Annotated in this window: 10 protein-coding genes; 9 read left to right on the forward strand and 1 reads right to left on the reverse strand. The window is 40.5% G+C overall.

The window, feature by feature from the left end; all coding sequences use genetic code 11:
• Positions 1–8: 8 nt before the first annotated feature.
• The 9 genes from HQN86_RS00495 to HQN86_RS00535 all read left to right on the forward strand — a co-directional run bounded on the left by HQN86_RS00495 (position 9) and on the right by HQN86_RS00535 (position 13,458).
• The gene (locus tag HQN86_RS00495; RefSeq protein WP_172659090.1) at positions 9–5,201 is read left to right on the forward strand and encodes a hypothetical protein; all 5,193 of its coding nucleotides are present in this window, start codon (positions 9–11) and stop codon (positions 5,199–5,201) included.
• An 11-nt stretch (positions 5,202–5,212) separates the two neighbouring features.
• On the forward strand, positions 5,213–5,548 hold the full coding sequence (locus tag HQN86_RS00500; protein ID WP_172659091.1) for a hypothetical protein: 336 nt from the start codon (positions 5,213–5,215) through the stop codon (positions 5,546–5,548).
• 33 nt (positions 5,549–5,581) lie between these two features.
• Positions 5,582–11,161 carry an RHS repeat-associated core domain-containing protein gene (locus HQN86_RS00505; protein WP_172659092.1) on the forward strand — a complete coding sequence of 1,860 codons (5,580 nt, stop codon included), beginning with the start codon at positions 5,582–5,584 and terminating at the stop codon, positions 11,159–11,161.
• Positions 11,162–11,170: 9 nt separating this feature from the next.
• On the forward strand, positions 11,171–11,425 hold the full coding sequence (locus tag HQN86_RS00510) for a hypothetical protein (protein WP_172659093.1): 255 nt from the start codon (positions 11,171–11,173) through the stop codon (positions 11,423–11,425).
• Positions 11,422–11,694 (forward strand): hypothetical protein, encoded by a 273-nt coding sequence (locus HQN86_RS00515; protein ID WP_172659094.1) that lies wholly within the window; start codon positions 11,422–11,424, stop codon positions 11,692–11,694. The genes HQN86_RS00510 and HQN86_RS00515 overlap by 4 nt, the downstream gene beginning before the upstream one ends.
• 40 nt (positions 11,695–11,734) lie before the next feature.
• Positions 11,735–11,980: a hypothetical protein gene (locus tag HQN86_RS00520; RefSeq protein WP_172659095.1), complete on the forward strand. Its 246-nt coding sequence runs from the start codon at positions 11,735–11,737 to the stop codon at positions 11,978–11,980.
• Between the two features lie 193 nt (positions 11,981–12,173).
• Positions 12,174–12,335: a hypothetical protein gene (locus HQN86_RS00525; RefSeq protein WP_172659096.1), complete on the forward strand. Its 162-nt coding sequence runs from the start codon at positions 12,174–12,176 to the stop codon at positions 12,333–12,335.
• Between the two features lie 151 nt (positions 12,336–12,486).
• Positions 12,487–13,107 carry a hypothetical protein gene (locus HQN86_RS00530; RefSeq protein WP_172659098.1) on the forward strand — a complete coding sequence of 207 codons (621 nt, stop codon included), beginning with the start codon at positions 12,487–12,489 and terminating at the stop codon, positions 13,105–13,107.
• 210 nt (positions 13,108–13,317) lie between these two features.
• The gene (locus HQN86_RS00535) at positions 13,318–13,458 is read left to right on the forward strand and encodes a hypothetical protein (protein ID WP_172659099.1); all 141 of its coding nucleotides are present in this window, start codon (positions 13,318–13,320) and stop codon (positions 13,456–13,458) included.
• A 229-nt stretch (positions 13,459–13,687) separates the two neighbouring features.
• Here HQN86_RS00535 and HQN86_RS00540 read toward each other — a convergent pair whose 3' ends face one another.
• On the reverse strand, positions 13,688–14,503 hold the full coding sequence (locus HQN86_RS00540) for a glutaminyl-peptide cyclotransferase (protein WP_172659100.1): 816 nt from the start codon (positions 14,501–14,503) through the stop codon (positions 13,688–13,690).
• Positions 14,504–14,613 lie beyond the last annotated feature (110 nt).

Genomic DNA, 14,613 nt, shown 5'->3' on the forward strand with positions numbered 1-14,613 from the left:
CATGCGCTATGAAATTTAGGTATAAATCAAAAATAAGCCGGATAGTTTCTCTATCTCTGCTCTTCTGTTTTCTGAACCAGGTGTTTACACCTTCTGTAGTGTATGCGCTTACGTCAGGACCGACATCACCCGAAGCAACGAGTTTTGAGCCGGTGGACACAACTGATATGGTAAATCCTTTAACTGGTGACTTTGTGTACAACCTCCCTTTAATGGAAGTGCCTGGACCTGAAGGAGGGTATCCATTAACATTATCGTATCATGGAGGCCTCCAACCAAATGAAGACGCAAGTTGGGTCGGATTAGGATGGTCCTTAAATCCTGGCGCTATAAATAGAAGTGTAAATGGTTTTCCTGATGATTGGCTTGGAGCACAAGCGAGCAGACGTGATTATTGGGTAGGGGGGGTTAAGAAGAAAACTAGCATAGGTGTAAATATACCAATATTTGGTAATGTCGGTTCAGCTTCATTTGGTTTGTCATTTTCAAACGATACTTATGCCGGGAGAAGTTGGGGTTGGAACGCTGGAGTCGGCATCGGGTTTGAAGGTTCTCCGTTTTCCATAGGTGCGGGAATAGGTGTTAATGCTGACAACGGTGATTTTTACGCTTACGGTCAAGTCGGAGCTACAAAGGGGCCTTTTTCATTGGCGATAGGAATAAGTACACAAGGTCCGTATGCCAATGCTTCTTTGACAGCAAGTACAAATGGCAAGGGTTTTAATGTATCAGGTGGATTGAACTTATCTACGAATTTTCAATCTCTGAATGTTGGGATTGGTGCAAATCTGAGCTACAGCACTCAGGACATCTCGAAGTCATCGAATGGTCCGACTTCAAGCCTGAATGTTGCAGGTTTTACAGCATCAGTTAACAGTTCGAAACAAGGAAATATCAGGACAAGCACGAGTTCAGTGTCAGTTGATCTGTTTTTAGTGTCTTATAGCCGGGAAAAAACTCGGTACTGGTCTGACGAACAGCAGGAATCTAAGATTTTTGGCGGCCTGCACCAAGTAACTTCTGCTTATGAAGAGGTGCCCAACAATTATGCCTATGATAGCTACTCTTTTGCAGATGAGAATCTAAATGGGGTTGATAATCCTGATCCTAATAAAATACAAGGAGGATCACTACCTAGCTATGATTCATATCAGGTTACTGCTCAGGGTCTTGGAGGTACAATGAGGCCTTATGCCTTTGAAGGTATTACGATTAACCAAAACCGTTGGGAAATGGTTAATCCTACAACAAATGTTCAGACTGTCAAATATTACTCAAATTTTTATGGTGATTACCCAGAATTCAGATTTGATAATGATTTTTCAAATAATTATTTGCAGAGCTACGGAGACTATCCAAACGTGAATAATGAAATCTATATTTGGGATCCTCCTTTTTCAGGACCAACTCCAATAGACGGTGATTGGTATAATGGGGGGGGATCCAGTAATTTGCTTGCAGGATCCAGAGATATAAATTACTATGTCACAACTCCTACCGGTACAGTACATAATTATGACAATAAATTTATAACACCAGTAGTATATGGTTTAAACCGAAGGGCCCACACTTATCAATCTGAGTTAAGCAATCACATTGCTGGATTTTCCATTACCAATTCCAATGGAATTACTTATCATTATAACTTGCCGGCTTATGCTTACGATGAAGAAATGTACCAGGAAAATACAGCATATTCTCCTGGAGAGATGTTCAACAGGCAGAGGAAACGTGAAGGGTATGCATACACCTGGCATTTAACAGCAATTACGGGTCCGGATTATGTAGATCGGGGTACGATTGGACAGGTTGATGCATCTGACTATGGCTATTGGGTTAGTTTCGAATACGGAAAGTGGTCGGATCAATATTGCTGGAGAAACCCATCCGAAGGCTATCAAACCGATGACGACAGTCAGTTTAGAACGGTGGGTATGGGCAAAAGAGAAATCTATTATCTCAATGCCGTTCGAACAAGATCTCATGTTGCAATATTTGAAAAGGATATCAGAAAGGATGCAAAAGGTGCCTCTTCTGAAATTTTTAATACAAACAGTGACAAAAATTATACGAACGATGGCCTTTATAATATCAATTCCACCATTTCTATGCGCTTGGATAAAATTTATTTACTCAATGCCTCAGACGCTAGTTTTGTCACTACATCATCGGCTTCCAACAATTATATAACCAATGGACGAACAGTAACTTGTACCGGATGCGAATTAGAAAATAATATATTAGATAGGTATGATGTTGGTGTCGTCGGTCGGGCAAATTTGGAAGCGAAAGCCATCAGGATTATTGACATGAACTATGATTATTCACTCGCTAAGGCTACAACCAACAGCTTCGAGATGTATTCTACTGGTACCAAAGAGGGGAAGCTGACATTAAAGTCGGTAAAATTTCGGGGAAAAGGAGGTGTTAGTTTATTGCCATCAACTGATTTTGAATATGAACTAGATCCCTCTGAAAGTAAATCTTTTACAGGAACACTCTCGTCGAATTCATTTATCGGATCCAGCACTGCCTTTAACGTCGGTGACTTATTAGCTAATGCTAGTACTGGGGCATTTTACGGAGTAATCATAGCTAAAGGTAGTCCAACCGGGGGGAATTCGACTTATACCTTAAAAAATAGTACCTATAGTGGAGGTGCTATAACGGCTACATTAAAGACTACCAAGAATCCGCCATATAATAAAGAATTTTACGATTTGTGGGGGATGTATAAGGCTGATTATAGCTACACCAACAACAGCAATCTAGACAGGTTAACTACACCTGTTTCAAATATGTCTTCAGATGTATGGTCACTTAGGAAAGTCATTACAGGATTGGGAGCAGAAGTGAAAATAAAATACGAAGGAGATACTTACAGTAAGAGCGTACTAAATGAATCGAGGCCATTTCAGATTAGTAATTTCACAAATGTTGGTGGTTATGATTACCAATTTAATATCACTAATTCAAACATCCCAAATTTAAATGAGCTGTTTAGAATCGGGGATAACATTAGCCTAATAACGATGATGTGGAGTACACCGGGATATTCACCTTTAAATTCAGATGATTATCCTGCTCCTGTTGTGACAGCGGTAAGTGGTAACCAATTGAGCATAAGGGTTTCTCCCGCGCATCATCAAGGCTTAACCGGCCACACTAGCTTTATTGCAGGTAATGTTGGTTTTTCTGCAATGACCAGGAAGTTCGGAGGGGGTGTCAGGGTTAAGAGTTTAGTAATTGATGATTTGTTTGGTGTCAGGGCCTCCACAAATTACAATTACAATCAAATCAATAATGGGATTGACAGCCAGATATCTTCAGGAGTGACTTCCTATGAGCCAGTTTCTGTGGATAAGACCAGTTCCTTACCATCGGGAAGCGAGAATAGCTACCGGATAACACTGTATCGGGACATGAATCGATTGCTATCCTTGTCCAGAGAAGTTCCAGGCCCTGGAGTAATGTATGAGAATGTAAATGTTGAGACTGAAGTATTTGATAATGCAGGTATTTCAAATGGTAAAATTGCTGGGAGTAAGACAATGGAATTTGAGGTCTTTAGGGATAATATGATTGGAAAGCAGGATGTGACTGCGCCAAGGTCCGCGCTCAGGTATCCCGGGGCAAATTATTATACCAGAAATCTTGTTTTGAAAAAACTTGTTTCGGGTATAGGCTCTTTGAAACGTGTTATTAGCTATGATGATAAAGGTCAGAAGATTAATGAAACCATTAATCATTATCTGAGTGACGGATTAGAACATTTAAAACATGCTGATTTTATGAAGGCATATGAGAATAGATTAGTTAACTATAAAAAACAAGGGTTGCTAAAAGAAAGATATGCTGAGGCAAAATCAGTTTGGACGGGCAGCGGAGAGAATTACCATGTTAAGGCAACACTTACCGCACGTGAAAATTTTCCGAACGTGCAAACTGGTCAAACTGTTATTGACTATGTTACAGATGTTAGACGTAGCACGGTGAATGAGGAATTTGATTTTTACAGCGGAGCTGGAGTAAAAACAGTAACTACAGATTCCTATGGAAACCGCTATATGGATGAAACAATCCCAGCCTACAAAAAGTATACCGAGATGGGGCTTAAAACCTTTGGCGGTACTAACAAACATATGCTTGCACAAGAAACGGCGTCCTATAGGTATAAAGTTGATGCAGCAAATCAGAAACTGGGCTTGATTGGTGCAAATGTGTCAACCTGGGCAGTAGATGTTCCAGTTCTAGATCCGGTAGGTACGGCAATAGTTCAGAACAATGCATCAACAAATGGTAAAATCTGGCGGAAGAAAGAGATTTATTCATGGATGCCAGCCGGTCAGTCTGCAAATGGGATTACACCTATGGGAAGTGTTACTGCCTTTGACTGGACTACACCTGGTTCTTCAGGTGTAGGGTGGTTAAAGATTTCTGAAAACACTTTGTTTGATGTGTACTCAAAACCATTGGAAGATAAGAATATGAATAATTTGTATTCTGCTATGCGCATGGGATTCAATAATACTAAAATTGTTGCAACTTCAAGTCCGGCAAGTTATTATGAGATGGCTTATTCAGGTGCTGAAGACAGTATGTCCGGATCTGGAATGACAGTAGGTGACGGGTCTATTTCCTCAAGCTTTGCACATACTGGGATGAAAAGTATTGCGCTGCCTTCCAATGGAGGGCAGATATTTAAATATACAGCGCCTCTTTCTAAGTTGGATCCAGTACGAAGGGATTACTTTATTTCTGCCTGGGTGACGGGTGCAAATATTACTCAAATAGGTAAAGCAAGATTATATTACAGCATTGATGGGGGATCGCCCGTTTATGGCGGCACAACCCTTCAGAAGGTGGCTGCCGGATGGTATCTCATCGAAATGCAGATCCCTGCCTCTATCATCACCACTGGTGTGACTAGCCTCTCTGTAGGTTGTTCCAATTTAACCGGTGGGGGTACATTGTATTTTGATGATTTTAGGTTTCAGCCTTTTAATGCAGGAATGGTTTCTTATGTGTATGATGCATTTAGCGGCGAACTAACGTATATATTGGATAACAACAATCTCTACGTGAAATACGAGTATGACGCTGCAGGAAGATTGATTAAAGTCTATAGGGAAACGCTGGGTAAGACTGTTGTACCTAAGGTCAAAGAGATGCAATACAACTACAGAAGAACTAATCTTTAAATATACATGCCATGAGATATCTAAAAGCTTTGTTGAGCATAGTAATAGTTGGGTTTACAGTAAATGGCTTCGCTCAAGAGTCAAAAAAGCAAATTCAAACCAAACTCTACCGTACAATTTTACAGATTGATTCTTCTAAGGCCGATACAGTATGGCAAATTCAGGACAGCTATAAAGCTAACTTAAGCTTGATAATGGCGGATACAACTTTACATGGAATAAGGAGAGAAAGGAAAATTCACGCACTTATGAATAATAGAAATGAAAAGTTAAAGAGGCATTTAGGTGAAGTTCAACTAAAAAAGATCATTTCACCTACGGAACGTATCATTGATAACAATAGGTAAGAATTAGTACAGGAAAAATTTAAATCATATGCTATGAAAAGATTAATGCTAAGCATTTCACTAGGATTTGTAATGGCTTTATTAAGCATGTCTTCCCATGCACAAACCGGTACCTCATTGTCAACAGCCATTTATATTGGCAGTTACAGCTCAATTGGTGGCCCTACCTTTAGCAATGTTGGGAATAATTTGAGTTATAATGGTATTACATATACGAATAGTATTGGCCAAACGAGCCCTGAAGTGTATTATCGTTTTATTGTCACGAGTCCGGCTATGCTGGATTTCTCGCTTTGTTCCAGCACTTTCGATACTTACATCCATATTCTGAATTCTGTTGGTGGTGTCATCACCTATCAGGATGATTCTCCTGATTGTGGCGCAAAATCCCATTTGACATATACTTTAAATCCGGGTACTTATTACTTAGCTGTTGAAGGATATGGTAGTTCTACCGGAGATTTCAATTTGGTCGTTAATTCGCTCAACTCGGGTGGAACTAACTCAGCTCCGTCAATTAGTTATCCTGCTACAAATATTTTAGCTGTTGGTTCTTTAGCTAGTATTGTTCTTGGTAATACAGGTGGAGCTGTTGGAGGAAGTAGTGCGGTTACCTCAACGTTTGTCACGGGCATGTACAATCCATTAAATACTGCCTGTGATGCTTCTGGGAATGTGTATGTTGCTGATGCAGGAAATCATCAGGTGAAGAAGATTAGCTCCCTTGGTGTCGTAACGGTATTAGCGGGGGCTGGGTATGCAGGATATGCAGATGGGACAGGTACTTCTGCTGTCTTTCAGCATCCTTCAGCATTAACAGTAGATGCTTCTGGAAACGTTTATGTATCCGATCAGCAGAACCACAGAATTCGTAAAATTACCCCTGCAGGCGTAGTAACAACACTGGCAGGTAGCGGTAGCGCTAGCTTTGCCGACGGTACAGGAACGGCAGCTAGTTTTAGCAGCCCCATAGGTTTGGCATTGGATGGAAGCGGGAACCTGTATGTTGCAGACTATTCTAATAACAGGATCCGTAAAGTTACCCCTTCCGGTGTGGTAACTACATACGCAGGAACGGGCACTGCCGGTATAACCAATGGTGCAGCGCTTTCTTCTACATTTAGAAACCCGATGGGGCTAGCCTTTGATGCGACAGGTAATTTATATGTTGCCGACAGGATAAACCACGTTGTCCGCAAAATTACTTCAGGAGGGATAGTTTCAACACTTGCGGGCAATGGTACAGCCGGATTTGCAGAAGGAACCGGCACTGCGGCAATGTTCAATGAGGCAAACGCTTTGACGGTTGATGCCGGTGGAAATATATTCCTTGTGGATCGGATGAATAACCGTATCAGGAAGATTACTCCGGCTGGGGTTGTAACCACTTTAGCAGGTAATGGTACTGCCGCGACTGTAAATGGTTCAGGTTCGGTTGTTAGTTTCAATTCTCCTTACGGAGTTAGCATAGATGCCGCAAAAGCAAACCTTTATGTTGCCGAAAACAGTGCGAATGTAATTAGAAAGATCTCTTTATCTGGTGGCGGATATACAATTTCCCCTGCGTTGCCTGCGGGTCTGTCACTAAATGCCAGTACGGGTATCATAAGCGGAACTCCAACTACTGTAACAGCTGCAACTACATATACTGTGACTGCGACAAATGGTGAAGGAAGCAGCACCGCAAGTTTCAGCATTAGGGTAGTTGCTAATTTAGATCCGTATATCAACGCTATACAAACAAAATCTTACGATGATGATGGCGTGCAGATCAGTGAGAGCAAATCATATTATAGCGATAATGGTAAATCAATTCAATCGCAGGTTAAGAATATTACAGCCAATCAGGTTCTTGCTTCTGAGGTGTTGTATGATGCATTGGGCCGCTCTGCTGGCGCTACACTTGCAGCACCTACTAATAGCGCCCAGCTTAATTACAAACCAAATTTTATTATAAATGCAAACGGTTCAAAGTACGATCACCGCAACTTTGATGGGGGCAAGACAAATGCGCCTGATCCGGTTAGTAATACCTCAATTGGTACTTTGGGCTGGTACTACAGTAATAATAACACACTGGAACCATATGTGGCGGCTACATCATACCCTTACAGCCGGAATACTTTCTATAATGATGGAACAGGGGCGGTAAAAAAAACGGCCGGAGTGGGTGAAGCCTTTAAGATGGGTTCGGGTTATCAGGCTTCATCGAACACAACGGGAGTACAAAATGAATTGGATTTTTATAACCAGTTGCGTGTTAAATTTTTCCCAGAGACTCAGGTAGGGGCACGAAATTCACTGGTAAGCAATGGAATGCTGGAAATAGCTCAAGATGTGAATGGCGTACAGGTAGCCAGCGTAACAGATTTGGAAGGAAGAGTGCTTATGACAGCAAAACCTGATGTTAACGGAGGATTGACTGTTACTAATAGTGTCAATATCTCTAACCAAGGTGGTTATGAATACGAAATCAATTGGAATGAGAACGGTGTTGTTCCTGCTTATGCCCCTTATATACGGGTTAACGGAGGGTATATTGAAGTTCTTAAAAGCACGAATAATTGGGTTTCGTCAACAACAGTGTATTCCGGTACAGCAGTTGGGTTTAATTCGGCCGGTAATACCCAGGGCAAATACAAAGTTATTTCTTCTGCCCCTTTTAACGTGAGTTTCCGGGTTCCCGCGAATAATATTGAAACTTCTGTTTGTAAAGCATGTAACGCTAAGCCGGCATCTGATACAAAAGACCAGATTCATTACTTCCGATTGCTCAATCCGGCTTTGGTAACCATAGGAGGAACAGGTTGGAAACTTTACAATATGTCTGTTGATGAGCAGGAAGTAGCTAATCAGGGTTCCCCTGTTCAGCTACCTGCCGGGTACTACAAGGTAAGCATCCCTGAGACAGGGAATGCTACTATTAGTTATGCCAACAGGTATTCAGATATCAGTTATAATTTTTATAACCAGCTTGGACAATTGGTAGGCAGCATAGCCCCTGAAGGTGTTAAAGCGATTCTTAACAATGGAATTATAGCTTATCCTACGTTTGCCAATGTTCCTTTCAGGACTACTTATGAATATGATTTGCAGGGGAGGCTGATTGCCAATACGCAGACGGATGCGGGTAAGACTGAATTTATTTACAGGCAAGATGGCAACATCCGTTTTTCGCAGAATAGTGTGCAGCAAAGTGCGAGTCCGAAACGTTTTTCATATACCAATTATGACCGTTGGGGAAGGTCTGTAGAATCGGGAGAGTTTGTGGAGACGGCAACGATTACCTTTGCCCTGGCCAAGACCAATACTGCGCTGCAGGAAAGCATTGCTGCGGATGGAGGGCTTACCGGTGGCACCAAACAGGGCTGGGTGAAAACTTACTATGATGTAGCCAATGGTACTCATGGAGTTTCGGGGTATGTGCAGGATGTTGCCGCCTTAAGAGGAGCAGTAAGCTGGACAGAAAATGCCGGCGGCAGTAAAACCTGGTACAATTACAACGGGGAAGGCAGGCTGGTATGGATGATCCGCACTGTTCCCGGACTGGGGAACAAGACGATTGATTATAGCTATGATGCCAAAGGAAATGCCTCTGTTGTTGATTTTCAGAAAAATACGGCCGCTGAACGGTTCACCCATGAATATAATTACGATGCAGATAACCGGTTAACCACTGTTTATACCACCGCTGCTACATCTGGCAGGAAGCTGCAGGCAAAATATTCTTATTATGTGCATGGGCCTTTGAAACGGGCAGAACTGGGTACTAACCTGCAGGGAATTGATTATGTATATACAGCTCAAGGGCTTTTAAAGAGTATTAACCATTCTACAGAAGCAAATGACCCCGGTAAAGATGGGGTAGTGAACAGTTTTAGTACAGATGTGTTTGGGCAAACCCTGGAATACTTTAACGGAGATTATACACGGGGCAGTACAAATATAACCAGCATAGCAATTGGAGGGACATCGGACTATAGCGGCAGCATTATGGGGCAGAGCTGGCGAAGCCAGAAACCAAATGCTGTAGTGACTGCTTATGGTGCTGCGGTTAATAACCCGGCCATGGTTACCTATGCCTATAATGATAAATATCAATTTAGCAATAACAAGTTTGGGGCCCCGAATTTTGGTTCAAACAGTTTTTCGGAAATTGTTAATGCCAATAGGGAGCATGATTTGGGGTATGATGCCAATGGCAACATTACCACATTGAAACGCACCAATGCTGCGGGAACAAATACAGCGAATTATATGTACAGTTACCTGGCTAATACCAACAAATTAAGTTCAGTGGGCAGTTACGCCACCTATACTTATGATGCTTTAGGGCAGATGGCCAGCCAGGTGCGCACCGCAGGCAGCCAGGGTTACTATCTAAATTATGATGTGAATGGTAAAGTAACTGCTATTTATTCTAATGCTGCAAAGACTACACTAAGGGTTTCCTTTGCCTATGATGAATCAGGCAACCGTGTAAGAAAGACCGACCATGTGTTGAACCAGATTACTTATTATGTTTATGATGCCGCAGGAAACCTGTTGTCGGTTTATGACAATAAAGGCACAGCAATGGGGCAGAAGGAGCTGCCTGTATATGCTGCATCAAGAGTTGGAACATATACCAAGCTGAGCAATAATTACCAGTATGAGCTGACTGACCATTTAGGAAATGTTAGGGCAGTGATCAATGAAGTGAAACAGGGTAATGGCAAAGCCGATGTGGTTTACTATTCAGACTACTACCCATACGGTAGCCCTTTAACACTAGCCAATAGTGATTACCGTTATGGTTACCAGGGTCAGTATGCAGAAGTTGACAAGGAAACCGGTTGGAATAATTTTGATTTGAGGATGTATGATCCCGGGATTGGCAGGTGGATGAGTACAGATCCGGCAGGACAATTTTATTCTCCGTATGTTGGAATGGGAAATAATCCCGTATCTTCGGTTGACCCGGATGGGGGGTATTCATGGCTAGGGGCTGCGTGGCGGCATGTGGTGTCATTTGCAAAAGGAGAGCATCCTGAAGAGATATATAATAACGGCAACACCTGGGGATTCAATACTGGTAAAGGGGAAGGTATTGTTGGGCACTTTGCTGATGCTAAACCCTCTAAGATTGCAGGTCAGATTAACGGAGCATATAATCAGCTGTTAAGAAAGAGTGCAAACTGGAAGGTGGGGGAATACAATAGCTACACCAAACAAACAAATGGTTGGGGTGGAATCAAGCCTAACTATTTCTTTGAAGAAGTGGCTATTGGAGGAATTGTCGGGCGAGGTGTTGGGTTGGCTTATGAAGGGTTGACCAGTCGGACAATTTATCGTGTTGTAAGTAATAACGAAGCTATAGACATTTTAGCGCACGGATTTAGGCAGGCCCCAATAAGTTCACGCATTTCTGCTTATGAAGGAAAGTTGTTTTGGACAAATATTGACGATGCCCATTGGTTTAACAATTGGGCTGGAGAAGGCAATCAAATACTTAAAATTAAAGTAAATAAAAGTTTTATATTTGAAAATGGGACTGATGTTGGTAGACCATTTTATTTTGTATCACCAGAAAAGTTGCCGAATTTTAATTCAGCGATTAGATCAATAAAATAACAATATGCAATGGGTTTAACAAAAGGACATATTATTTGGGAAAGTGTTACAGTTCTCTTAAAAGAGCGAATTTTCTTATTTTGTTTTGGAGAGAAATGTATGTCAGGTAAGATAAGTAATATCGTAAAATTGGATAGTCTAAACGAGTTTGAAATTGAAGTAGAGTTTATTGAACCGGATTATTTTGCAGATGAACTTACACCAGGAAATAGCTTTACTATAAGAGAAGCTTCGAAGGTTTTGGGAGTAGGTAAAATAAAATGAAAATTGATTTGACATTTAAAAGCACTTATGAAATTGAAGTACTTAATGGAATTGGGTCAGAGGAAAGACACTATTATCCAAAGGGACAACAAGATGGTGGAAAAGGCGGTTTGATTATTAAAATCGTACCTCATTTTGGAAAAACTTGGGTCGGAATTTTTGCATTTGACGAAATTAGTAATAGAAGTCTTTCTGGAGTTTATACAACTCCCGACCCAGATAGATTTTTGCATCGTTTCACGAGGAAACGGTTATGTAGTGTCTTCTGAGGATCCGGAAGATTGGTAGTTGGTAGATACAATTCCAATCATGAGTGCTCATTCAAGTAAAGCACAAAATGTTTTGGTTTTTGCCAATTTTACAGATTTATTGGCCTATGATAAAAAAGGAATTAAATGGCGCACTGAAAGATTAGCGTATGATGGGTTTAAAATTACTCAAATAAATGATGTCTGCCTAAGTAGCGAATATTGGGATATTAGAAATGAGACTAGTCAGATGTTTCAGGTTGATCTAGCATCGGGAATAAATTTGGGCCAAAAGATCGAACTTTAAATTGGCAAGTTAGAATCAGATAAGCAAAAGGTTGAAATAATTTTTAACTGAAGATACACGATGCTACAGTTCGGAGGTGTATGAGCAGAGTAAAGTTCCGAGATAGGGCGTGTTGATATTTGAATAATATTTAGTAGCGAATTTTACAGGCAGAGTCGATTTTTGCCCGGCGCTGTTCCTTGAAGTTATACATATGTCTGTTGATGAGCAGGAAGTAGCCAATCAGGGTTCCCCTATTCCGCTACCTGCCGGTTATTACAAAGTAAGTATACCTGAGACAGGAAATACTTCTATTAATTATGCTAACAGGTATTCAGATGTGAGTTATAGTTTTTATAACCAGCTTGGACAATAAGACGATTGATTATAGCTGTTATGCCAAAGGAAATGCATCAAATTATCGGAGGTTACATATTGAATAGCAACAGTACGGAGTTTTCTTTCAGTATTGTCAATAATGGAGTAAATGCGACCACCGAAATAACTAAGATAAATTAAAATTGTATATGAAAATTGTTAGAATCAAGTCGCCATTTCTTTTTTTCTGTTTTCTATTTTCTTTCGCTACATCTAAGGTGCAGGCACAAACCGATTTTGTCATTATGAATGATGGCACCAAACTGATGGGCGAAATAAAAAATCAGAATCTTAAGAAGGTTAAATTTATCGGTAGCGGAGAAAAGAAGGTCCGGAAATTCGGTCCAACTGACATTACAGAGGTTTACAAAACTGGCCGTGAAACCTTCAGATCTGTAGGTTTACCAGGTAACAAAGGAAGATTTTTTTTACAAGTTCTGGAAAATGGCAGGATCAAACTGTATGAATATTTTAAAGGAGGAATGGGACGTACACCTGCTGTTCCCAATTCTTATGGAGGTTCCGGATTGGGTTTTGGGGGTAACGGGCCATTGCAATACTGGTATGCCCAGAAAGACAATGGGGAACTGGTTGAGGTAAAATCAAACCAGATGTGGGGTAGCAGGAAAACAAGGAAGGATAACTTTTCCACTTTGATTGCTGATAATCCACGTATACTTGACCGCTATATTAAAGAAGACAAATTTACCTTTGATTTTGTGCGTTCATTAATTGAAGAATATAATAATACACAAGAGAAAAAAGACTGATTATTCGGGATATAAATAATAGTATATAATATGGAGTTTTATCAGTAATTGCGAAAGTTCTAACAATAATCAACTACTTAGGCTTTAAGAGGATAGACCTTCATACAAATATAGGTAATAAGAAAAGGTGGACCATAGCTGACGATGAATTCGTCTAAGGAAAGGTCACTCAGTTTGCCAGTCAACAGCAAATAAAAACAGAAGACCAGCATGGAAGCTAAGAATGATTTTAATACGATGGCCGGCTTATTGTACGCGATATTATTGATTTTATCCGTTCTTTTTGCGGTAGCCAATATGGCAAGAACGATCAGCACCAGGAATACACCAGATCGACTATGCTCAGACTAACGTTGAAATTGTAATTATCCAGTAACAGGGGGAGCAGTGCGAGATAGCCCATCATGGCAAGAAAAGACAGGGGAATGGTAAACAGAAGGGAGGTTAAGGCCACTTTCATGGCATATTGGAGCGCTTGTTTCATTGGTGAGATTTGTTTATTAGAAGCCAAATAACAGATGAAGTTACAAAACACCGGGCAAAATCTCAGTTTTCAATTGTATGGTAGATGCGTAAATGTCTATTTGCCAGTTGCTGACAATTCAATTTCATAAATTTTAGGCCAGAGTTTACCTGTAACAAGTGTCTTTTTAGTTTTGGGATTATAAGCAATCCCGTTTGTTTCCTGGGCTTTTGGATTGATTCTTACTGCACTATCCTTAAGCATGGTTAAATCGAGCTTACCAATCACTTTGCCGTTTGCCGGATCAATCTTAACGATCTCATCCGTAGTCCATATATTGGCATAGATAAAATCTTCTATATATTCAAGTTCATTTAAGTTTCGTAAAGCGTAGCCATTTTCTGAAACCGACAGCTTTTTGATAATTTGAAAGTTATCAGGATTGACATAACTAAGTAGTTCTGTTCCATCGCTCATAATTATATTGGAGCCGTCGGTGGTGAGTCCCCAGCCTTCTGTATTTGTAAAAGTATATTGTCCTAACTTTTTAAAGGTTTTCGCATCGTATACAAAGCAGGTTTGATTTTTATAGGTTAGCTGAAAAAGCTTGTTATTTAGGAATACGATGCCTTCTCCAAAGTAAATGCGCTTATCAAGCTGAACCTTCTGATCAATGCTTCCGGTTGCAAGATTAACGATTCCTATAACAGATTCTGTTTCCGGAAACTCTTCCGGTGATCCTGTACTTTCGTACAAAGATCCATTGTGAAACAAGAAACCTTCTGTAAATGCATTAGTGCTATGTGGGAAGCTTGATTTAACAGTATAATTAATTTTCGGTGTTGTAGCAGCAATTGGCTGTTCTTTATCTGAAGAGTTTCCGTTACAAGCTATGATTACCGTTAACAATAGAAAATATAAGAGGTTCTTCATTCGCCTAAGGTATAATTTCTATCATTCAATGATTATAAATATTGCCATAATATTTTTTGATTTATTTTAATTGACCACATAATCAAACAACGCTTATAATGATGCTTTAA

It is taken from the genome of Pedobacter panaciterrae (genome assembly GCF_013204795.1).
GTDB lineage: Bacteria > Bacteroidota > Bacteroidia > Sphingobacteriales > Sphingobacteriaceae > Pedobacter > Pedobacter panaciterrae.

Excerpts from the sequence above, each read along its gene's own strand:
- HQN86_RS00520 (WP_172659095.1), top strand. The coding sequence starts at position 11,735 with ATGAGTGCTCATTCAAGTAAAGCACAAAATGTTTTGGTTTTTGCCAAT.
- HQN86_RS00495 (WP_172659090.1), top strand. The coding sequence starts at position 9 with ATGAAATTTAGGTATAAATCAAAAATAAGCCGGATAGTTTCTCTATCT.
- HQN86_RS00535 (WP_172659099.1), top strand. The coding sequence starts at position 13,318 with ATGGAAGCTAAGAATGATTTTAATACGATGGCCGGCTTATTGTACGCG.
- HQN86_RS00530 (WP_172659098.1), top strand. The coding sequence starts at position 12,487 with ATGAAAATTGTTAGAATCAAGTCGCCATTTCTTTTTTTCTGTTTTCTA.
- HQN86_RS00540 (WP_172659100.1), bottom strand. The coding sequence starts at position 14,503 with ATGAAGAACCTCTTATATTTTCTATTGTTAACGGTAATCATAGCTTGT.
- HQN86_RS00505 (WP_172659092.1), top strand. The coding sequence starts at position 5,582 with ATGAAAAGATTAATGCTAAGCATTTCACTAGGATTTGTAATGGCTTTA.
- HQN86_RS00515 (WP_172659094.1), top strand. The coding sequence starts at position 11,422 with ATGAAAATTGATTTGACATTTAAAAGCACTTATGAAATTGAAGTACTT.
- HQN86_RS00500 (WP_172659091.1), top strand. The coding sequence starts at position 5,213 with ATGAGATATCTAAAAGCTTTGTTGAGCATAGTAATAGTTGGGTTTACA.
- HQN86_RS00510 (WP_172659093.1), top strand. The coding sequence starts at position 11,171 with ATGGGTTTAACAAAAGGACATATTATTTGGGAAAGTGTTACAGTTCTC.
- HQN86_RS00525 (WP_172659096.1), top strand. The coding sequence starts at position 12,174 with ATGTCTGTTGATGAGCAGGAAGTAGCCAATCAGGGTTCCCCTATTCCG.